Here is a 20,413-nt window from a genome sequence, read left to right as displayed (position 1 = left end):
TATTTAAATAATAGTTGCTTTTTTGCTTGTTGTTTGCGAGTATAAGGTTATTATATCACCATTTTCAAGATCATTTAAAGAGATATTTTTACCATCTTTTTGAACTTGAATTAAATTTTTAGTAATGCTAAAAAAATGATTTTTTTCTTCCAAAAGTGCTTTTTTTATAGCTAAATCGCTTTCAAATTTTGAAATTTTGCCTTGAATTGCAAAATTTAATTTATGCTCTATATCTTTTAGGTTTGTAAAGCTCATCTCTATTTTTGAATTAAGTGCTATTTTTTTAAAACTTAATTCCAAATTTAAAACTTTATTTTTAGCGTTTAAAAAACGCTCTTTTATTGCTTTTTTAAAATTTGTTTCAAGATTATCTATTTTTTGCATAAGTTCATTTTTATCAGGAAGTAGATCAATCATTGATGCCGTTGGTGTAATACTTCTATGATCAGCTACAAAATCACTTATACTAAAATCTATCTCATGCCCAACAGCTGAAATTATAGGAGTTTTTGCTTCAAATATCGCTCTTGCTAAACCCTCATCATTAAAGCACCATAAATCCTCTTTGCTTCCACCACCTCTTGCTAAAACTATAGCATCATATCCTACTAAATCGGCTTTTTTTAAAGCTTTTATAAGATCATTTGCTGCTAAATTTCCTTGAACTAATGAGTTGTAAAAATAAAACTTGCAAAGATCAAATCTAACTTTTGCAGTTTTTATAATGTCTTCATAAGCAGCTGATCCAATACTTGTAATAACGGCAATTTTGCTTGGGAATTTAGGAAGTGGTTTTTTATGATCTTGGCTAAAAAGACCCTCTTTTAAAAGTTTTTCTTTTAATTCTAAAAAAGCTTTTTCTAAATCTCCAGTTCCTGCTTCTTTCATGGATTTTACAATAAGTTGATATCTACCACTTTCTTTATAAATACTTGCACTTGCCTCTAAAACAACCTCATCGCCGTCTTTTGGATCAAATTTGACAAGCTGGTTATTAAATCTAAACATTGCACAAGATACGGATGCATCTTTGTCTTTTAGGGTAAAATACCAATGTCCTGACGAATGCTTTGTAAGGCGAGAAATTTCACCTTTTACATTTAAATTTGATAAATTAAGCTCAAGTAAAGTTTTAGCCTGTTCGTTTAGCTTAGATACACTTATAATCATAAATCTCTTACTTTTTTAACAATAAATAATGTAGAAATATCAAAGCTATAACTTTTTACAAGCTGGCTTTCAAAACCTGCGCCATTAAGCTCTCTTACAAAACTTTCTTTATCTAAAAAATTTTCTATTGAATCAGGCAAATACTCATAAGCTTCTTTATTTTTAGAAATAAATCCTCCAACTTTTGGAAGTATTTTTGAAATGTAAAAATCTCTTGCTTTTGATATAATACCCTTTTTATCAGGCTTTGCAAACTCTAAAACAACTAAATACCCACCAAGCTTTAAAATTCTATTAAACTCTTCTAGCGCTTTTACTCTTTCAACAACATTTCTTATACCATAACTTATACTTATAACATCTACGCTTTTATCTTCTAGGGTTGTATTTGCTGCATCGGCTTGTATAAATTTAAAATTTGGAAATTTAGTTTTGGCAACTTCAAGCATTCCACTACTTGGATCAATACCTATTAAAGAAGTTATGTTTGCATTATAGCCTTTTGACATATCGCTCCAAAGTCTCATCATATCGCCTGTTCCACAAGCAACATCAGCTATACTTAAATCATTATTTATGAACTTTGCTAAAATTGCAGCACAAGCTTCTTTTCTCCAACTTTCATCTATGCCAAAACTCATAGCTTTATTTGCTTTATCGTATGTTGGAGCTATCTTGTTAAACATATCAATGATTTTATTTTGATTTTTCATAAATTTCCTTTTTATAATATACTTTTAAAACCTTGGAAGACTTTCTAGCCTCATCTATAAAGTTTGATTTTTCACCTATTAATTTGCTTCTTAGCTCAAACATAAAAACTGAAATTTTATCTTTTTGCTCTTTTAAAAAAGCTTTATTTTCACCCTTATCATATAAATTTATTATTTCACACCAGCTATTTTTATCATACAAATCATCAAGGCTAATACTTAGTTTTAAAACTTCTTTATACATTTTTTTTATTACTTTAAGATCAAAAACCAAATAAAAGCTTTTTAATAAAGATTTTAAACTATCGACAAAAATTTTAAACTCAAAAAACTCACTATTTAAAGACTCACTTGATAATTTATTAAATTTTTTCTGAACTAAAACAAGGTTAAATCTTATTTTTCTAGCTACAAATTCTTTAAGAATTTTACTATCTTTTTTATAAAAACCATTAAAATCCTCTAAAAAAACTTCATAATTCAAATCTTTTTTAAAGCCAAAAAACTCATTTTGATTTTTTAAAACAAACTCTAGACTCTTAACCGTTTTTTTAGAATAACTTATAGTTTTAAAATAATCAATCAAGCTTTTAAATTTATAAATTTCATCTATGTTATCTAAATTTTGCTTTAACAAATTTTGCAAATTTGTTAAAATTTCATCATCTATAATGTCTTTAAATTCATTTAAAAGTGATGAAATTTCAATTGTTTTTTGTCTTAAATCATATAAAAAATCACTATTTTTTGTCAAAGTATATTTTTCAAAAGTGTTTAAATATTGAAAATTAAATCGGTTGATTAGAATTAAAAAAGCTTTATATGCATCAATATCATCAGGAAAAACAAGCTCTAAAAAAGGTAAATTTTTTATAGCTTGAATAGTTTTTTTACTATCAAATTTCAAATACGATTTTTTGTAAAAAAATAAATCATCATCAAATTTATCATCTATGATTTCTTTCGTATCTATATTTTCAAAGATAGTAGGCAAATTAAAATTGCTTTCTTTATTATCAAATTCCAAAATAGCAAAATCCTTATAATCTTGTAAAATAAAATCACTACTTTCTATGCTAAATTTATAACTTTGCTTATTTATAACAGGAGATATTTTTAATGCTTTTTTATATTCATCTTTTGAAGTTAAAACTTCAAATTTGGTTTTTTTATCAAAATTATAAGTTGTGATGAAATATTTTTCATCTTTTTTTGAATATATTATTTTTTCAAATTTTGTAAATTTGGTGCAAAATTGGGATATGTTTGATTTAACTACTAAGATATTATTTTCATAAAGAATATTTAAGATATCACTACTTTTAAGTAAAAATTTACGCACAATATCAACTCTCCTTTATGAAAAAATTAATTTTTGCAGTTTTGACACTCATCAACAAAAGCTGTTATGTTTAAATCTTTTATTTTAGTATTTGTATTTTTTTCTAAAATTTTATGATAGTTTTTTAAGTCTGAAGTCTCACAATCACAGTCTTTTACATATCCACATTTTTTACAAACGATATGAATATGTGGCTTTTCTTTAATATCAAATTTAGACTTTAAATTTGGTCTTGAAATCTCCATAACTAAACCACAATCAAGTAAAGTTCCTAAGTTTTTATAAACAGTTGCTAATGAAATTGAAGGGTAATCTTTTTTTATCTCATCGTATAGCTCATCAATTGTTGGATGAGTGTGTTTAGCAAGAGTTTTTAAAATGCAAAGTCTTTGCGGAGTTGCTTTTAAACTACTATCTTTTAGTAAATCAATATATTGCATTACAAAGTCCTTATGAGTTTTTAAATTAGTTATAATTTTATCAAAAGTTCTTTAAATTAGGTTTATTGTGTAAAATTTTATCTTTTTGTATAAAATTTTTTATCTTATCAACACTTATGCCAAGGCTATCTTCAACCAAATTTGTATTTCCGTGAGTTATAAAAACATCATCGTATTCAAAACTTTTTATTCTTACATCAAAAATTTCTTTTTCTTGTAAAAAAGCTGAGATAATTTCTAGCAATCCACCTTTTTTTGCACTATCGCTAAAAATATACCAAACTTTACTATAATTTGCCAAATCCAACAAAAGCTCTTCATCAATAGGTTTTGCAAAGATTAAATCTATTAAATTTATATCATCATCAAGACTTTTTAAAACCTTATAAGCTTTTCCAACAGCATTTCCATAACCTAAAAAGCTTATATTTGCCTTTTTATCTATTAAAATTTCACCTTTTCCTAGCTTTATTTCACAGGGTTTAAACTCATTATCTAAGATAAAGCTTCCCCTTGGATAGCGAATTGCTAAAACGCCTTTATGCCTATAAGAATAATCTAAAATTTCTTTAAAGCTTACTTCATCGCGCGGAGAAATCATAGTGATGTTTGGAATCGCGTTTAAAAAGCTTATATCAAAAGCTCCTTGATGGGTTTCTCCATCTTCACCAACAATTCCTGCTCTATCCATGGCAATTACAACATTTAAGTTCATAATCGCACAATCATGTATCACTTGATCATAGGCTCTTTGCATAAATGTAGAATAAATCGTAATGTAAGGCTTAAAACCCTCTTTTGCCATTGCAGCCATTGAAGTTACTGCATGTTGCTCGGCAATTGCCACATCCCAAAAGCGCTCTGGAAAAGCTTCGATTAACGCATCCATGCCTGTTCCAGTTGGCATAGCAGCAGTAACTCCTACGATATTATCATGCTTTTTAGCTAAATTTAATAAATTTAAAGAGTAAATAGCTGTGGCTGATTTTTTGCCTGTTTTTTTAAAACTTTTTCCACTTTTTAAATCAAATGGGCTAACACCATGCCATTTTGCATCAAACCCTTCAGCATAGTTATAGCCTTTTCCTTTTAGAGTTTGAGCATGAACAACAACTGGTTTATTTAGCTTTTTAGCTGTTTTAAGAGTTTTTATCAAAGCCTCTAAATTATGTCCATCAACTGGACCAATGTATTTAAGTCCAAGCTCTTCAAACAAAAGACCAGGAGTAATTAACTTTAAACTCTCTTCAAATCTTTTTGCTAAATATGAAGCACTATCTGGTAAGTTTTTAGATACAAAATCTTTTATAAAATTTCTAAAATTCATATACAATGGCTCAGCCATTTTTTGGCTTAAATACTTACTTAGTGCTCCTATTGGTTTACTTATGCTCATTTCATTATCATTTAAAATTATAACGCAAGGATATTTTCTATCACCCAACTCATTTAAAGCTTCATAAACCATACCCGCACTCATTGCTCCATCACCGATAAGTGCTACTGGAAGCCTATCTTCATTTTTAAGCTTTATAGCTTTTGCAGCTCCTACTAAAAGAGAAATTGAAGTTGAACTATGTCCTGCTATAAAATAATCAAACTCACTTTCGCTAGGTTTTGTATATCCACTAAGTCCTCCAAACTGCCTAATAGTAGAAAATTTATCCCAACGCTTGGTTAAAAGTTTGTGAGTGTAGCTTTGATGGCTTACATCGAAAATAAAAGGATCTTTTTTAGCGTCAAAGACATAGTGCATTGCAACAATTAGCTCTACTGCTCCAATATTTGAACTAAGATGTCCGCCGTTGTGACTAACAACATCTAAAATTCTTTTTCTTATATCTTCACAAAGAAGTTTTAATTCATCTAAGCTTTTGTTTTTAATATCCAAAACCAAACTCCCTTTAAAGTAGCCTTTCAAGCTCTTTTAAGACTCTTTTATTTTGAGCTCTAAGTCCTATTGTTATACGAATAGCATCTAATTCATAGCTCTTTAAATTTCTTAAAATTATTCCTTTTTTTAGAAGATTATCACAAATTTCACTACTGTTTTTGATAAAAAATGTTATAAAATTTGTGTAACTTGTAATAAATTTAATATTATGTTTTTTTGCAAATTTTTCATATCTTTTCATCTCTTTAAAATTATTTTTTAAAGTTTTTTTAATATAACTTTCATCTTCTAAAACAGCAGTGGCAGCTTTTAAACTAAGGGTTGTTATATTAAAAGGAGCTCTTAACTTAGAAAGATTACTTATTATATTTTCATTTGCAACGCCATATCCTACCCTCATGCCACCAAGTCCGTAAAGCTTTGAAAATGTTCCTAGATAAATGACATTTTCATATTCAGATATTTTTTTAGGATCTATAAATTTTTTTATATCTTTAAATTTAGCAAATTCATTATATGCCCCATCAATTACAATGAGAGTATTTTTATCAATTTTTTCAATAAATTTATAAACCTCGTCTGCATCCAAACACTCACCAAGTGGGTTATTTGGAACGCATAAAAATATAATTGAAATTTCATTTTGATGTTTTTTAAAGACTTCTAAAAACTCATCTAAATTATGTGTATCTGAAGGTGTTTTATAAACTTTTGCTCCAACATGTTTTGCATAAATTTCATACATTGAAAATGTTATTTTAGCTGTTAGGATTGCAGAGTTTTGATTAGCTTTTGCATGTATTAAAAACTCTATTACTTGATCGCTTCCTGAGCCAATGATTAAATTATTTGAAGTGACATTATACTTTTTTGATAAAGCCTCTTTTAGCTCAAACATAGAATCATCAGGATATAAATTTGCAAATTTTGCGTTTTGCTTTATTACTTTTTGAACTAATTTTGAAGTTCCTTGTGGGTTTTCATTACTAGCAAGTTTTATAATGTCATTTTGTTTTATGCCATATTCTCTAATTATTAGCTCAATTGGTTTTCCTGGCTCATAGCTTTTAATTTCACTTAAATGTGCATTAAATATCATTTTATCTCCTCATTCATATAGCTTCCAAGCCACATAATTTCATTTCCTTTTTCTTTTGCTAGGCTTAAAACTTTTTTAACTCTTTCATCATCAATATGTCCTTCAAAATCAATGTAGAAATTTACATTAAAATCTTTTTTTTTAATTGGCCTGCTTTCAAGCTTAGTCAAATTAATTCCCTCATTTCTAAACATTGATAAAAAATCAACCAAAGCTCCTGGACTATGATCAGTCTTAACCATAATGGAAGTTTTATCTTTGCTTGTTCTTTCGTTTTTAAAATCGCTTAATATAAAAAAGCGTGTTTTATTTGAAAGATTATCTTCTATTTTTTCAAACATAATAGGAACATTATATAAATTTGCAGCTATTTTAGAACAAATTGCCGCTGAATTTGGCTCGGACATAACCATTTGTGCAGCTAAAGCAGTTGATTTTGTAGGTATAAACTGAGCCTCATTAAGACCATGTTCTTCTAAAAATTTTAAACATTGATTATAACCTTGTGGATGAGAATAAATTTTTTTAATCTCTGAAAGGCTTTCATATCTACTAGCAAATGAGTGATGAATATCAAGATAAAGCTCGGCAACAACTTTTATATCTTTATAAGTACCAAGACAGTCAAATGTAACTCCTACTCCACCTTCTGTGTTATTTTCAATAGGCACAACACCATATTTTGCCTCTTTGTTTTTTAAAGCTTTAAAAACAGCTTCGATATCTGAGAGTGCAATATAATTACTAATAGCTCCAAATCTACTTTTTGCAGCTTGATGAGAGTAAGTTCCAAATGGTCCTAAAAATGCCACACTTTGAGGTTTTTCTAAATTTCTTGAAATTGAAAAAATTTCAAAGAAAACAGCTTCGATTGATTTTTTATCAAGCTTGCTAATACTTTCAACTCTTGAAATAATGGCTTTTTCTCTTTCAGGCCTATAAATATGGCTTCTTGCTGCATTTTTAAGTTCGCCTATTTTTTTAACATAACCCATTCTCTCATTTAAAAGCCTTACTATCTCATCATCAACTTTATCAATACAAGTTCTTAAATCATCGATATTTTGCATTTAAACTCTTTCATCTTTTATTAAATCTTCAAAACTTTGCCTTTTTCTAATGAGTTTTACTTCACTATTTATCAAAGCAACTTCAGCCGGTTTTAACCTTGAGTTATAGTTACTTGACATTGAAAAACCATAAGCTCCTGCATCTTTTACAACAAGCAAATCACCTTTATCTAAATTTGGCAAATATCTATCTTTTCCTAAAAAATCACCACTTTCACAAATTGGTCCTACTATGTCAAAATTTACCAAATCTTGGCTATTTTTTAAAGAAACAATATTATGAAATGCATTATATAAGCTTGGTCTTAGAAGGTCATTCATAGCGCCATCTACAATTAAAAAGTTCTTACCATCGTTTTCTTTTTTATATAAAACTTTTACAAGCATTTCACCTGCATTTGCTACAATGCTTCTTCCAGGCTCACAAACAATCGTACAGTCTTGCCCATCTAATGCTTTTAAAACTCCTTGAGCATACTCATATAAATTTATAGTTTTTTCATCATCATATTTTATGCCAATTCCCCCACCAATATCAAAAAATTTAATATCAATTTCCAAAGCTTTTAACTCTCGCATCAAGCTTGATACAAGGGTGGCAGATTCTAAAATAGGAGTAACATCGCTTAGTTGTGAGCCAATGTGAAAGTGAATTCCAATGCTTTCTAAAAAATCACTTTTTTTAGCATAAATGTAAATTTTCCTAGCCTCATTTATACTAACGCCAAATTTATTTTCTTTAAGTCCAGTTGAAATATAAGGATGAGTTTTTGGATTAATATTTGGATTTACTCTAACGCTAATTCTAGCTTTTAAATTTAAGCTCTTTGCTATTTTTTCAACATTTAAAAGCTCTTCAAAGCTTTCAATATTTAACATCAAAATGTCTTCTTTTAAAGCATTTTCTATCTCATCATCTGTTTTTCCAACACCAGAAAATATTATTTTATATCTGCTTGCTCCAGATATTAAGGCTTTTTTAACTTCGTTAAAACTAACGCAGTCAAAACCACTTCCAAGATCTGCTAAAAGCTTTAAAATGTTCAAATTTGAATTTGCCTTAACAGCATAACAAATTAAAGATTTTCTTGCTTTAAATGCCTCTTTTAGATCTAAATAATTATTTTTAATTTTATCAAAATCATAAATATAAAGTGGGGTTTTATAAGTTTTGGCTAAATTTTCGTAATTTTTTATATCAATCACATTAAACCTTTTGTTTTTTAAATTTAAAGTAGATTTTACTTAAAATTTACTTAAATGTTTCTAAACACCAAAGAAACGGCATATAACCCAAGCAAAATAATTGGTAATATTATGCCAATTTCAGGCACTATAACGCCTGTTATACAAAATCTTGTAAGCACAAATATAATGCCCCAAATTAAAAGCGTTACTATAAAAAATATAAAGCTTAAAATGGCAAGATTGTGAAATCTATTAGTTACTGGGAAGTGATAAAATAAAATTACAAGCATAATAGAGGCAAAAAATGGTGAAAAAACAAGGCTATAAAGGGCTGATTTGATAGAGCTTATATTTACACCTTGGTTTTTAAAGCTTTTAATTGCTTTTAATGCATCTTTTATAGAGTAAACATTTGAGTTATCATAAACTTTTTCTATACTTGATGGATCAAAACCATAAAGGCTTTGAAATTTTGATCTTTTAAATCTAGTAAAACCATCTTTGCCTATTGTTAAATCAAGCGGTAAAATAATCCCTTCATCATCAAAAAAAGTCCATTTTTCATCATCATAAATTGCGCTTTTTGCATGAGATAAATTTTGTATTTTAGAGTCTTTTATCTTGATTATATTTATATCTTTTGCAGCCTTAGCAAGGGCATTAAATTCTTTTATGTAAAGATAAGTGTCTTCATATTTTAAAAAAACACCGCTACTTATTTTACCAACCATATTTAAATTTTCAAGATTGTCTCTATATCCATTTGAATAAACAAATGATGTTGTGTTTAAATATATAAAAAATGAAGTTATTAAAAGCGAAACGAAAAGTGGACCTTTTAAAAGGCTAAATTTAGACAATCCTAAAGCATAAAAACTTATTAACTCATTGTTTCTTATCATATTAAAAAACTCAAGTATTAAAGCAAAAATTAAACTAAGTGGCAAAATATATCCAACACCGCTCATAGCAGTAAATCCGACATAAAGAAGTATTAAATTTGCACTTGATGGCAAATCTTTTAAGTTTAAAAGTATATCAATACCAACATAAAAGCATTCAAGTGCCACAAAAAGTATGAAAAAGTATTTTATATAAACAAGGCTTACATATTTTAAATATATTTTCACTTTATAATTTCTTTTGTTGTAAATTTATTTCTAACACTTGCAAGGTCATTTTTCACAAGCTCTAAAGTTGCAATTTTAGCATAGTTTAAAATTTCATCCAAATTTTTTACCTCATCATCATTAAATTTAGATAAAACATGATTAATTACATTTTTTTTATCATTTCCTATGCCAATTCTTACTCTTTCATACTCATTGCCAATTAAACTATCAATTGACTTTATGCCATTATGTCCACCACTACTTCCACCTTTTTTAAACTTTATAGCACCAAATTTAAGATCTAAATCATCATGAATTGCTATGATTTTTTCAGGCTTATAGAAGTCGTTTACAGCCTTTACGCTATTTCCGCTTAAATTCATAAAAGTAAGTGGTTTAAGAAGTAAAAGAGAGCCTTTTTTATAAAGCTCTCCTTGAAATTTAGTTGAACTTTCCAAGCTAAAAGAACTATCTTTTAGCTTGTCAATTACCATAAATCCGATATTGTGTCTTGTTAGCTCATAGTTTTTGCCAGGATTTCCAAGACCAACTACAAGAATCATTTTACGCTGAGAAAACTCCAGCTACAGCAACATCATTTCCATCTAGAATAGTTACATTTTCAGGAGCTTTTACATCTCTTACAAGTATAAAATCGCCTGTGTCAAGTGGAGTTACATCTATATCAAAACTATTTGGAAGATCTTTTCCTTTACAATGAACTCTTAATCTTCTTTTTAGTTGAACTAAAATACCTTTATTTTTTAGTCCTATTGGAGTTCCACTAACTTTTACTGGAATATAGTATTTTGAAACCACATCATCTAATACAACTCTTAAATCAACATGAGTTAATGTGTTTAAAACAGGATCTTTTTGATACTCTTCAACGATTACTTTATATGTTTTACCATCTACTTTTATTTCAAATGCAAGATTTTCTTTATCTCTTGCATACTTCATAAAATCGTTTGTTTTAAACGCAGCATAGATATTATCTATACCTTTTGCATAGATATTTGCGATTAGATAACCATCTCTTTTTAAAGCTTTTGCAGCTTTTTTACCGATACTCTCTCTAATAATACCTTCTAACATCTTTTTCCTTTTTAATAAAATGAATTTTGGATGATACCAAAATTTGGCTAAATTTTATCTTATATCTTTAAGTTTTATCTCATCAGCCTCATCTGCTACGCCAGCTTTGGTTTTTCTTTCAAGCTCAATATTTTTAATGTTGATTTCTAAGTCAGCTCTATTTGAGCTTTTATCAAGTGCTTCTTCTCTTGTTATGATTCCATCTCTAAACAGATCAAGCAAGTGTTGATCAAAAGTTTGGGTTCCGTAGATATTTCTTCCCTCTTTTATGGCGTCTGTTACTTCGCCTACTCTATCTTCTAAAATCATATCTCTAATTCTAACACTTCTTCTTAAGACCTCAACCGCTGCTCTTCTTTTATTATCTGTTGTAGCAACTAATCTTTGAGAAATAACAGCTTGCAAAACAGAAGCAAAAGCTATTCTTATTCTATTTTGTTCTTCACCTTCAAACATAGAAATAACTCTGTTGATGCTCTCTTTTGCATCAAGTGTGTGAAGTGTTGATAAAACAAGGTGTCCAGTTTCAGCTGCGTGAAGTGCAGTTTCAATTGTTTCTAAGTCTCTCATCTCACCAACAAATATAATATCAGGGTCTTCTCTTAATGCAGCTCTTAATGAATCAGCAAAAGTATTGCAATTTTGCCCAATAGCCCTTTGATTTATAACACACTTTGCATCATCAAAAACAAACTCAACCGGATCTTCAATAGTTACTATGTGGTTTTGTCTTGTGTGATTTATATGATTTATCATACTTGCAATTGTGGTTGTTTTACCACTTCCTGTTGGGCCAGTTACTAAAACAAGTCCCATTAGTGTCTCATCAGCTATTGTTTTTAAAACAGGCGGCAAAAGAAGCTCTTCCATTTTTGGAATATTTCTTGGAATGGTTCTAAAAACAGCACTTATACCACTAATTTGCAAAAATAAATTTACACGAAATCTATAATCATCATTTAAAATATATGTAAAATCTAAGCTTTTTTTATCATCAAGCTCGTCATATCTTTTACCAACCAAGGCTTTTGCAAGCTCTTCTGCTTCTTCTTTTTTTAAAATTCTATCGCCGAAATTTACAATTTTTCCGTTAATTCTTCCTCTTATTAAAGAGGTTGCTTTTAAGTGAAGGTCACTTCCTTCATGACTTACAAGAGCTTCAAGGTATTTATTAAGAAATTTAATATATGGATTATCGCTCATCTTACTCTCCTTTTAAATTGTTTAGAATTTCATCAAATGCAACTTCAAACTGTTTTAGTCCATCTTCTAAAAGCTCTTTATAAATTTCTTTTATATTTATCTCTTTTTGCTTTAAAAGATCAAAAAACTCATTTATAACTTCATCACTAACTGGCTTGATAACTTTTTTCTCGCCTTTTAAAAACTCTTTTATTGTATTAAGCGGAGCTGTATTTACTGAGTTTTCAAACATAAGCTCATCAACATAATAAGATGGCCTTAAACTATCACCTTTAACTCCAGTACTTGCAAATAAAGCTCTTACATTTGATAATCCAAAATTTTGCACTTCATAATAGCATTTTGTTGCATTATAAATGCCAAGCTTTGCAGTTGGGATATTTAAAGTAGCAAATTTTTCATCCATTAACCTATCAAATCTACTTACAAATATACTAATAACGGCTTTTGGTAAAGTTGCTCCTGGAAATCTTTTTTTAAATTTTTTAGTTCCATTTTTAAAAGCTTCAAGGCATTTTTTAGTTTGACTTGGAGAAAAAATAAGTGTTGCATTTACATTTATGCCTTTTGATAAAAGATCACTCATAGCTTCAAATCCCTCATCTGTTGCTGGAACTTTTATCATAACATTTGGCATGCCAATACTTGCATAAAGTCTTTTTCCCTCTTTATATGTCTCTTTTGCACTACAACTTAGAGTTGGATCAACTTCTAGGCTTATAAATCCATCATCTTTTTCTACATAGTTTTTAAGCATTGCTTCAGCAGCTAAACGAATATCTGAAGTTGCTAAAATTTCATAAATTTCTTTTGGTTTTTTATGTGAGTATTTTGAAATTTGCTCTTTATATGCAGGTGAACTTAAAATAGCATTTTTAAAAATACTAGGGTTTGAAGTCGCACCATTTATCACTCCATTTTTTAAGAGTTCTTTAAACTCACCACTTATAAAATCTCTTTCTACAAAATCACACCAAAGTGAAAAATTACCATCATACATATTCTTTTATCCTTTCTAAGTCTTTTTCATCAATACAATGTGTTGCGTGTTTTTTTAGAACTTCATTTGCACAAAAAGCTATCCCCATACCGGCTTCATTAAACATAGAAATATCATTTGCACCATCACCTACACACATAACTTCATCTTTTTTTAGACTCATTAAATCCATAAGCTCTTTTAAAACCTTACCTTTTGAGTATCCAAACATCATCTCTCCACCAACTTCGCCGGTTAAAATACCATTTTTTTCATGTAAGTAGTTTGCAAAACTTGCATCAAATCCAAGCTTTATTTTTGCTAAGTCAGTAGCAACATGATATCCACCACTAAAAACAACAACAGCAATGCCTTTTTGTTTTAAATATGAAATTATCTCTTTTGCGCCTTTTATATAAGGTAGTTTTTCCACTGTTTTTATAATCTCATCTAAACTTACACCTTTTAAAAAACTAACTCTTTGTTTTAAACTCTCAAAAAAGTCTAGCTCACCAGCCATTGCTTTTTTGGTAATTTCTTCAACTTCTCTTTCTTTATTTACCGCTCTTGCTAAAAAACTGATAGTTTCTCCATCCATCAGTGTATTATCAAAGTCAAACACACAAAGTTTTATCATAATTTTCCTTTATAAATTTTTATAATTATACTCAAATGGCTTTAAAATTAAATTTTTATTTTCAAATTTTGCTTTATAAATTTTAGGCTCTACTGCAAAAGAGTTAAGATTAAAATAACTTTTTTTGTCAAATTTAAAAAATACATCTTGATGATAATGCCCTTCTATAACATAATCTGCGTTGTAATTTAATAGTTTTTTTTCTATGTATTTATCAAAATTTATAAATTTTTTATATAAAATTTTATTCTCTTGAGATTTTAAAATAGCTTTTGAAATTTTATAATATAAAATTTTATCAATTAAATTCATAAATTTTAAAAAAACTTTATTTCTTAAAAAAAGCAAAATTTTTTGTGTAAAAAAAGGTAAAAAAATATCTCCATGCGCCAAAGCTATTTTATGATTAAACTCATCTGTGAAAAAAACTGGTTGAGCACTATTTTTAAAAACCTTAATATTTTTAAAAATTTCACTTAAATTAAAATCATGATTTCCTTCAAGATAGTAAATTTCATATTTTTTTGAAAGTTTGTTTAACAACTCTATCTCTTTTTCATAAAATTTTTTTACAAAATCTGTGTTTGTTAAAAAATCAAAAATATCACCCATTAAAAAAATTTGTGGAATTTTTGGATTTTTCTCATCCAAAAACTCTAAAAAATTTAAAAAAAAATGCTTATTTTTATTCTCGTGACAATCACCTATAAAAATAGCATTTTCAAGCAGTTTAAACTCCATAGGCAAATTTATTAAGTCCTAAGCTTTCATCAAAACCAAGCATTAAATTTGCATTTGCTAAAGCCTGCGAGCTAGCTCCTCTTAGCAAGTTATCAATGCTTGAGTTTATCCAAATTTGATTATTTTTTGTTTTGACACAAATATCACAAAAATGCGTTCCCGCTGTGTCTTTTACACTGACTGGGTTTTGTCTTATTCTGATAAATTTTTCATTTTTATAAAAATTATTTAGCACTTCAAAAGCATCACAATCTTGTTTTAAGGTGCCAAATACACTAACCAACATTCCTCTTGTTATAGGCACTAAATGTGGAACAAACATCAAATTTATGTTTTTTTTAGATGCGATTTCAAGTTTTTCTTTTATCTCATCTGCATGTCTGTGAGTAAGTGGGGCATAAGCATTTATGTTTTCATTAACACTTACAAAATGACTTGTTTCTTTTAGGCTTTTTCCAGCTCCACTTACTCCACTTTTTGCATCAACAAATATATTTGGTTCTAAATACTCAATAAATGGAAGCGCGGCAAGCAAAGTTGCTGTTGGATAGCATCCTGGATTTGCAACAAGTTTTGCACCTTTTATAAAATCTCTATTTATTTCAACTAAACCATAAACTGCATTTTTTAAATTTTCTTTATCTAAATGTGTAGTATAGTTTTTTTCATAATTTTCTAGGCTTATTCTATAATCAGCTGATAAATCAACAACTTTAACATCATATTTTAAAATTTCTTTAGCAAATTCCATCGATGCTTTATGTGGAAGCGCTAAAAAAACTAAATCACATTTTTGGGCTGCTGTTTTAGCATCTGCAACCTCAACATCAAAGTCTAAAACACTACTTAAAGATGGAAAAATTTCATCTATTTTGGATTTTTTAGTAGCTGCTAAATAGGTTAAATTTAATTTTGGATGATTTAGTATAAGCCGTAAAAGTTCAAATCCAGTATACCCGCTAACACCTATAATTCCTACATTTTTCATAATATTGCCTAAAATTTAATTTCTTTATAAAAAACTTCTAAAATTTCAACTTCACTTGTTCCATTTGGAAGATTTAAAGATATATAATCTCCCTCTGCTTTTCCTAAAAGTTGCCTTGCAAGAGGAGTATTAATACTAATTAGTCCTCTACTTATATCGCTTTCACTACTTCCAACTATTGTATAGGTTTTCTCAAGTTCAGTTTCTACATCTAAAAATTTAACAGTTGAACCAAATTTAACTTTATCATGGATATAAGAGCTTGGATCAATTACTTCGGCTTTTGCCAAAATACTACTAATTTCTGCAATTTTTCCTTCCATAAAACTTTGCTTTTCTCTAGCTGCATGATACTCAGCATTTTCTTTTAAGTCTCCATGACTTCTTGCAATATCAATTTCTTCTGCAACATTAGGTCTTTCAACCAAAGTTAAGTGTTTAAGTTCGTTTGATAACTTTTCATACCCATAAATTGTCATAGGTTCTCTTGCCATAATTTTTTTCCTTTTTCTATTATTTATCAATTATACTTGTTTTTAAAATTTGAGCTACATTTTTTGCACTTCCAAATTTCAAATATTTTTTTAACTCATCTTTTGCCTCTTTAAATTTATTAATATCACACTCTAAATACGCCTTATATAAATTTAAAGCCGTTACATCGCCTTGTAAAAGCTCTTTATGAAGTTCGGCTTTGTTCATAAAATCATAAAATATATTTGCTAAACCAATATGTTTTATTTTAACAAAATTCTTAGCTATGAAAAAATCAATCTCTCTAGCTTTATAGCAAAGCACAAAAGGTGTTCCTATTAAAGCTGATTCAAGCGTTGCTGTCCCTGAGCAAATAAAAGCAAAATCACTTTTTTGCAACGATTCATGAGTATTTGTACTAATCACAAATCCACTTGTATCTCCATAAATTTTATCATCTTTTAAACTTGGTGGAGTAACTAAAATTTTAGTAAAATCATCATCAAATTTACAAACTAGCTCTCTAAAAATAGGCATAAGTCTTTTTATCTCAGCTTTTCTTGAACCGGGCAAAAAAGAGATAGTTTTTTTAGGAGTATAGTCATCTTTAAAGCTCTTAATCTGATCTAAAAGTGGATGTCCTACAAAGGTTGATTTTGAATAGAATTTTTCATCAAAAGGCAATATTGAGGCCAAATTATCACAAAATGCTTCTACTTTTTTTACTCTTTTTTTCTTCCATGCCCAAACTTGTGGCAAAATATAATAAGTAATTTTTGCTTTTACACCATCTTTTTTTAAGGCTTTTGCAAGTGGGAGATTAAACGCTGGACTATCTATTAAAAGCACCACGTCACACTCTTTGGCAAGCTTTACCATTTCTTTTATAGCTCTTTTTGCTTTAAAAATAAGCGGTAAAACTTCAACAAATCCCATAGCACTAAACTCACTACTTGCAAGCAAAGGTTTACCAAATTTTGGATCAAAAATACCTTTTAGCTCATAATTTTCAAGGTTTTTTAAAATATATCCTAAATGTAAATTTGCCGATGGTTCCAAAGATGAGACTAAAATTTTCATAAACTTCCTATTTTTTAAAAACAATTATATCAAAATATCTAAAAGCTTTTTTAAAAATTCCGCTAATTATCATCAAAGCCCCACTAACACACAAAAACAGATCTAAAATATCATATTTATTCACGCTTTGTTTTTCAACAAAAAATAACCATAAAAGAGAGCTTATGATATAAAGTCCTTATTTTATAATTTTAAATTTAAAAAAGAATTTTAACAAATTTTTTAAAAAATATTTTAATATAAATTTTTTAAATTTAAGTATAAATTTAGATTTAAAATATTATATTTCCACCTTTAATTTTTAAAAAAGGAGAATTATGGTTTTTGAACCTTTATTTGCCATTTTTATGATACTTGGTGGAGGTTATATAGCAAAAAAAGCTAAAATTTTAAAACAAAAACAAACCAGAATGTTTTTTGACTTTGCGATAATTTTTGCAACTCCGTGTTTGATATTTAATAGAATTTATCATCTACAAATTGACTTAACTTTAATTTCGCTTATTTTTACAGGATTTATTTCTACATCATTAGCAGCTTTTATCTCATTTATAATAGGAAAAATTTGTAGATTTTCAAAAGCGACTTTGGTTTCAGTTGTAGTGCTATCATCTTTTGGAAATACATTATTTGTTGGAATGCCAATAGTTGAAGGTGTTATAGGCACACCAAGTGCTATTGGTGAAGTTATATTTTATGATGCATTAGCTGGTGCTTTACCGATATCTTTATTTGTGCCACTTATTTTATCGCTTGGCTCAAATGAGAAATTTAGCCTTATAAATAGTGTTAAGAAAATATTTTCCTTTCCACCATTTTACGGACTTTTGCTTGGAATAGGACTTAAAGTTATAGATATTCCTGATTTTATTTTTAAACCTATTATAATGCTAGGAGATGCTGCCACACCAGTTGCACTATTTGCCATTGGATTAAGTCTTGGATTTGGTGCTATAAAAAGCTCATATAAACAAACAATGGTTGTAATTTTATGTAAAATGATAATAGCTCCACTAATTTTTATTATACTTTTTAAATCTTTTGGTTTTGAAATTACAAATAGCCTTAAAATTGCATTTTTAGAAACTACTATGCCAACAGCTACGATAGTTTGTGCAATGGTTATGAAAGCAAAAATGGATTCAAATTTAGCAGTTAGTTCAGTTGCCTTTGGATTAATTTTTAGTATTATTTCAATGCCATTTTGGGTCTATATAATGCAAAATTTAGGCTAAATTTGATTTATAGTAAAAATGTTTAAAGTTAAAATAAGAATTTATTTGGTATAATTCATACTTCTTTTTTTAGCTTTGTGTCAGGGTAGCTCAGCTGGTTAGAGCGCTGGTCTCATAAGCCGGAGGTCGGGAGTTCAAGTCTCCCCCCTGATACCATTTTTATTTTAAATCCATTTTATAACAAATTGATAAAACACAATTTTTACTTTATTGTAAAATTTTGGTTTTATTATTTTGTTAAAACTATAAATATAGTTCTAAAAAGGTAAAATTTGAATGAAATTTTAAATATTTTAAACAATTTAAAAACTCAAAAACAAAAAACTTTTATACAAAAATTAATTTTTACAAAATATAAAATTTTAGGTGTAAAAACTCCGCATTTAAGGAAGATTGCTAACAATTTATGTAAAAATTTAAATAATTCTAATCTTTTAAATTTTATAAACTCAGATGATGAAATTTTTGAAATGATTTTACTTAAAGGGCTTATTTTGACTGATTTAAAATGCGAGTTTTCTAAAAAACTAACTCTTTATGATAAATATATTAAAAAAGCTGATAATTGGGCATTAATTGATACTATTAAGTTTAAAAAAATAGATGAGAATTTACTTTTTAATGAAATAAATTTATGGTTAAAGTCAAATGATGAATTTATTTTAAGAGCTGGTTTTGTAAATTTACTCTATTATTTTATTAAAGATAAATATTTAGATTTTATATTCAATACACCAAATCCAAATAAATACTACGCACAAATGGCAAAAGCATGGCTGATTTGTGAATGTGCGGTACAATTTCCAAAAAAAACTTTATTTTTTCTAAAAGACAAAAAACTAAACAGTGAAATTTTTAAAATGACTAAAATAAAAATAAAAGATAGTTTTAGAATCAGTAATGAGTTTAAAGATGAAATTTCAAAAGTCATTTATTAAATTTTAAATAAATAAGTGATTTGAAGCCCATTTTGGACTTCAAAATTTAAAGTATTTTTGCTAAATTAAGCTTTGCATGAACAGCCACAACTTTTTTTAGCAAGTTCTGGATGAATGTCTTTTATGTAAAATTTAACTGAATTAACACCTTCTTTTAAAGCCCACTCATAAGCTTGTGATACAAATTCCCAGTTAATATTCTCATAAAATTTCTCTAAATATGCAGGTCTTGCATTTTGAGTATCAAGATAGTATGCATGCTCCCAAACATCAACAACTAAAAGTGGAATTTTTCCATCAGTTACAGGTGTTGCCGCATTTGAAGTTTGAATAATTTCAAGTTTTTTTGAGTTTGGATCATAAGCCAACCAGCACCAGCCAGAGCCAAATAATGTTGTAGCTGCTTTTAAAAACTCAGCTTTAAAATCATCGAAATTTTTATCTAAAGCTTTTTTTAGCTCATCGCTAATATCTGATTTTTTAGCTATACAATCCCAGTAAAAATCGTGATTGTAAACTTGAGCAGCATTATTAAAAAGACCACCTTTTGCTTTTGTTAAGATATCATAAAAACAAGCATCTTTAAACTCACTATCTTTTACAAGATTATTGAAATTATTAACATAAGTATTATGATGTTTTCCGTAATGAAAATTACAGGTTTGTTCACTAACTACCGCGTTGCTTTTTGCACAAAACGGAAGAACTCTAAGTTTTAACATTTTTTATCCTTTAATATAAAATTTAAAATCATTATATTATTTTAAAGTAACAAAAAAGTAAGCAGATTGTAAATAAGAGTTATTTTGTATTATTACAATCTGCAAATTTTAGCATTTTTTAGCATTCATCATCAAAAGTATAGTCGTCTTTGTCATAAACAAACTCATCATCCTCATCTAAATCTTCCCAATTTTCTTCTTCATCATAAAGATCTTCATCAAAATCTTCACTTGGGTCGAAGTCATCTTCAAAGTCGTCTCTCATACTTATCTCCTTAGTAAAAATAGGC

The 20,413-nt window shown here is 28.1% G+C and carries 23 protein-coding genes and 1 tRNA gene; 3 read left to right on the top strand and 21 right to left on the bottom strand.

Annotation, left to right across the window (positions count from 1 at the left end):
- Positions 1-3: 3 nt before the first annotated feature.
- The 19 genes from xseA to HMPREF9309_RS09295 are packed head-to-tail and all read right to left on the bottom strand — an operon-like array spanning position 4 to position 17,394.
- Positions 4-1,170 carry an exodeoxyribonuclease VII large subunit gene (xseA, locus tag HMPREF9309_RS03290; RefSeq protein ID WP_016646505.1) on the bottom strand — a complete coding sequence of 389 codons (1,167 nt, stop codon included), beginning with the start codon at positions 1,168-1,170 and terminating at the stop codon, positions 4-6.
- Positions 1,167-1,883: a bifunctional demethylmenaquinone methyltransferase/2-methoxy-6-polyprenyl-1,4-benzoquinol methylase UbiE gene (ubiE, locus tag HMPREF9309_RS03285; protein ID WP_016646504.1), complete on the bottom strand. Its 717-nt coding sequence runs from the start codon at positions 1,881-1,883 to the stop codon at positions 1,167-1,169. The genes xseA and ubiE overlap by 4 nt, the downstream gene beginning before the upstream one ends.
- Positions 1,867-3,225: a hypothetical protein gene (locus HMPREF9309_RS03280; protein WP_016646503.1), complete on the bottom strand. Its 1,359-nt coding sequence runs from the start codon at positions 3,223-3,225 to the stop codon at positions 1,867-1,869. Before HMPREF9309_RS03280 ends, ubiE begins: the two co-directional genes overlap by 17 nt.
- Before the next feature lie 26 nt (positions 3,226-3,251).
- On the bottom strand, positions 3,252-3,665 hold the full coding sequence (locus tag HMPREF9309_RS03275) for a Fur family transcriptional regulator (RefSeq protein WP_016646502.1): 414 nt from the start codon (positions 3,663-3,665) through the stop codon (positions 3,252-3,254).
- 40 nt (positions 3,666-3,705) lie between these two features.
- Positions 3,706-5,556 (bottom strand): 1-deoxy-D-xylulose-5-phosphate synthase, encoded by a 1,851-nt coding sequence (gene dxs, locus HMPREF9309_RS03270; protein ID WP_016646501.1) that lies wholly within the window; start codon positions 5,554-5,556, stop codon positions 3,706-3,708.
- 13 nt (positions 5,557-5,569) lie between these two features.
- Complete coding sequence (gene hisC, locus HMPREF9309_RS03265; protein WP_016646500.1) at positions 5,570-6,658, bottom strand: histidinol-phosphate transaminase; 1,089 nt, start codon at positions 6,656-6,658, stop codon at positions 5,570-5,572.
- Positions 6,655-7,728: a prephenate dehydratase gene (gene pheA, locus HMPREF9309_RS03260; protein ID WP_016646499.1), complete on the bottom strand. Its 1,074-nt coding sequence runs from the start codon at positions 7,726-7,728 to the stop codon at positions 6,655-6,657. The genes hisC and pheA overlap by 4 nt, the downstream gene beginning before the upstream one ends.
- The gene (gene lysA / locus HMPREF9309_RS03255; RefSeq protein WP_016646498.1) at positions 7,729-8,934 is read right to left on the bottom strand and encodes a diaminopimelate decarboxylase; all 1,206 of its coding nucleotides are present in this window, start codon (positions 8,932-8,934) and stop codon (positions 7,729-7,731) included. It lies immediately after the preceding gene.
- 50 nt (positions 8,935-8,984) lie between these two features.
- On the bottom strand, positions 8,985-10,046 hold the full coding sequence (locus tag HMPREF9309_RS03250) for an LptF/LptG family permease (protein WP_016646497.1): 1,062 nt from the start codon (positions 10,044-10,046) through the stop codon (positions 8,985-8,987).
- Positions 10,043-10,591, bottom strand: a complete 549-nt coding sequence (gene pth, locus HMPREF9309_RS03245; RefSeq protein ID WP_016646496.1) for an aminoacyl-tRNA hydrolase — start codon at positions 10,589-10,591, stop codon at positions 10,043-10,045. Before pth ends, HMPREF9309_RS03250 begins: the two co-directional genes overlap by 4 nt.
- A gap of 1 nt (position 10,592) precedes the next feature.
- Positions 10,593-11,126: a 50S ribosomal protein L25/general stress protein Ctc gene (locus HMPREF9309_RS03240; protein WP_016646495.1), complete on the bottom strand. Its 534-nt coding sequence runs from the start codon at positions 11,124-11,126 to the stop codon at positions 10,593-10,595.
- Between the two features lie 54 nt (positions 11,127-11,180).
- The gene (locus HMPREF9309_RS03235; RefSeq protein WP_016646494.1) at positions 11,181-12,329 is read right to left on the bottom strand and encodes a type IV pilus twitching motility protein PilT; all 1,149 of its coding nucleotides are present in this window, start codon (positions 12,327-12,329) and stop codon (positions 11,181-11,183) included.
- 1 nt (position 12,330) lies between these two features.
- The gene (locus HMPREF9309_RS03230; protein WP_016646493.1) at positions 12,331-13,329 is read right to left on the bottom strand and encodes a transaldolase; all 999 of its coding nucleotides are present in this window, start codon (positions 13,327-13,329) and stop codon (positions 12,331-12,333) included.
- Entirely contained in the window at positions 13,322-13,945 is a 624-nt protein-coding gene (serB, locus tag HMPREF9309_RS03225; RefSeq protein ID WP_016646492.1) for a phosphoserine phosphatase SerB, read from the bottom strand. The genes HMPREF9309_RS03230 and serB overlap by 8 nt, the downstream gene beginning before the upstream one ends.
- 9 nt (positions 13,946-13,954) lie before the next feature.
- A complete protein-coding gene (locus HMPREF9309_RS03220) occupies positions 13,955-14,686 on the bottom strand; it encodes a UDP-2,3-diacylglucosamine diphosphatase (protein WP_034907675.1) in 732 nt (243 codons plus the stop codon).
- A complete protein-coding gene (argC, locus tag HMPREF9309_RS03215) occupies positions 14,676-15,674 on the bottom strand; it encodes an N-acetyl-gamma-glutamyl-phosphate reductase (protein ID WP_016646490.1) in 999 nt (332 codons plus the stop codon). Before argC ends, HMPREF9309_RS03220 begins: the two co-directional genes overlap by 11 nt.
- Before the next feature lie 8 nt (positions 15,675-15,682).
- Positions 15,683-16,168: a transcription elongation factor GreA gene (gene greA, locus HMPREF9309_RS03210; protein WP_016646489.1), complete on the bottom strand. Its 486-nt coding sequence runs from the start codon at positions 16,166-16,168 to the stop codon at positions 15,683-15,685.
- A gap of 19 nt (positions 16,169-16,187) precedes the next feature.
- A complete protein-coding gene (gene lpxB / locus HMPREF9309_RS03205) occupies positions 16,188-17,228 on the bottom strand; it encodes a lipid-A-disaccharide synthase (RefSeq protein WP_016646488.1) in 1,041 nt (346 codons plus the stop codon).
- 7 nt (positions 17,229-17,235) lie between these two features.
- On the bottom strand, positions 17,236-17,394 hold the full coding sequence (locus HMPREF9309_RS09295) for a YnfA family protein (protein WP_414526225.1): 159 nt from the start codon (positions 17,392-17,394) through the stop codon (positions 17,236-17,238).
- A 148-nt stretch (positions 17,395-17,542) separates the two neighbouring features.
- On the opposite strand from HMPREF9309_RS09295, the gene HMPREF9309_RS03200 reads away from it, so the two are divergent.
- The 3 genes from HMPREF9309_RS03200 (at position 17,543) to HMPREF9309_RS03190 (ending at position 19,401) form a co-directional block, all read left to right on the top strand.
- On the top strand, positions 17,543-18,463 hold the full coding sequence (locus HMPREF9309_RS03200; RefSeq protein WP_231370846.1) for an AEC family transporter: 921 nt from the start codon (positions 17,543-17,545) through the stop codon (positions 18,461-18,463).
- Between the two features lie 79 nt (positions 18,464-18,542).
- A tRNA-Met gene (locus HMPREF9309_RS03195) sits at positions 18,543-18,619 on the top strand.
- Positions 18,620-18,735: 116 nt separating this feature from the next.
- A complete protein-coding gene (locus tag HMPREF9309_RS03190; RefSeq protein ID WP_016646486.1) occupies positions 18,736-19,401 on the top strand; it encodes a DNA alkylation repair protein in 666 nt (221 codons plus the stop codon).
- A gap of 65 nt (positions 19,402-19,466) precedes the next feature.
- On the opposite strand, the gene sodB is transcribed toward HMPREF9309_RS03190, so the two are convergent.
- Positions 19,467-20,123: a superoxide dismutase [Fe] gene (gene sodB / locus HMPREF9309_RS03185; RefSeq protein WP_016646485.1), complete on the bottom strand. Its 657-nt coding sequence runs from the start codon at positions 20,121-20,123 to the stop codon at positions 19,467-19,469.
- 118 nt (positions 20,124-20,241) lie between these two features.
- Positions 20,242-20,388, bottom strand: coding sequence for a hypothetical protein (locus HMPREF9309_RS09030; RefSeq protein ID WP_016646484.1), 147 nt, complete (start codon positions 20,386-20,388; stop codon positions 20,242-20,244).
- Positions 20,389-20,413: the final 25 nt, after the last annotated feature.

It is taken from the genome of Campylobacter ureolyticus ACS-301-V-Sch3b (assembly GCF_000413435.1).
Lineage (GTDB): Bacteria > Campylobacterota > Campylobacteria > Campylobacterales > Campylobacteraceae > Campylobacter_B > Campylobacter_B ureolyticus_A.
This window is presented reverse-complemented; position numbering and strand designations above follow the sequence as displayed.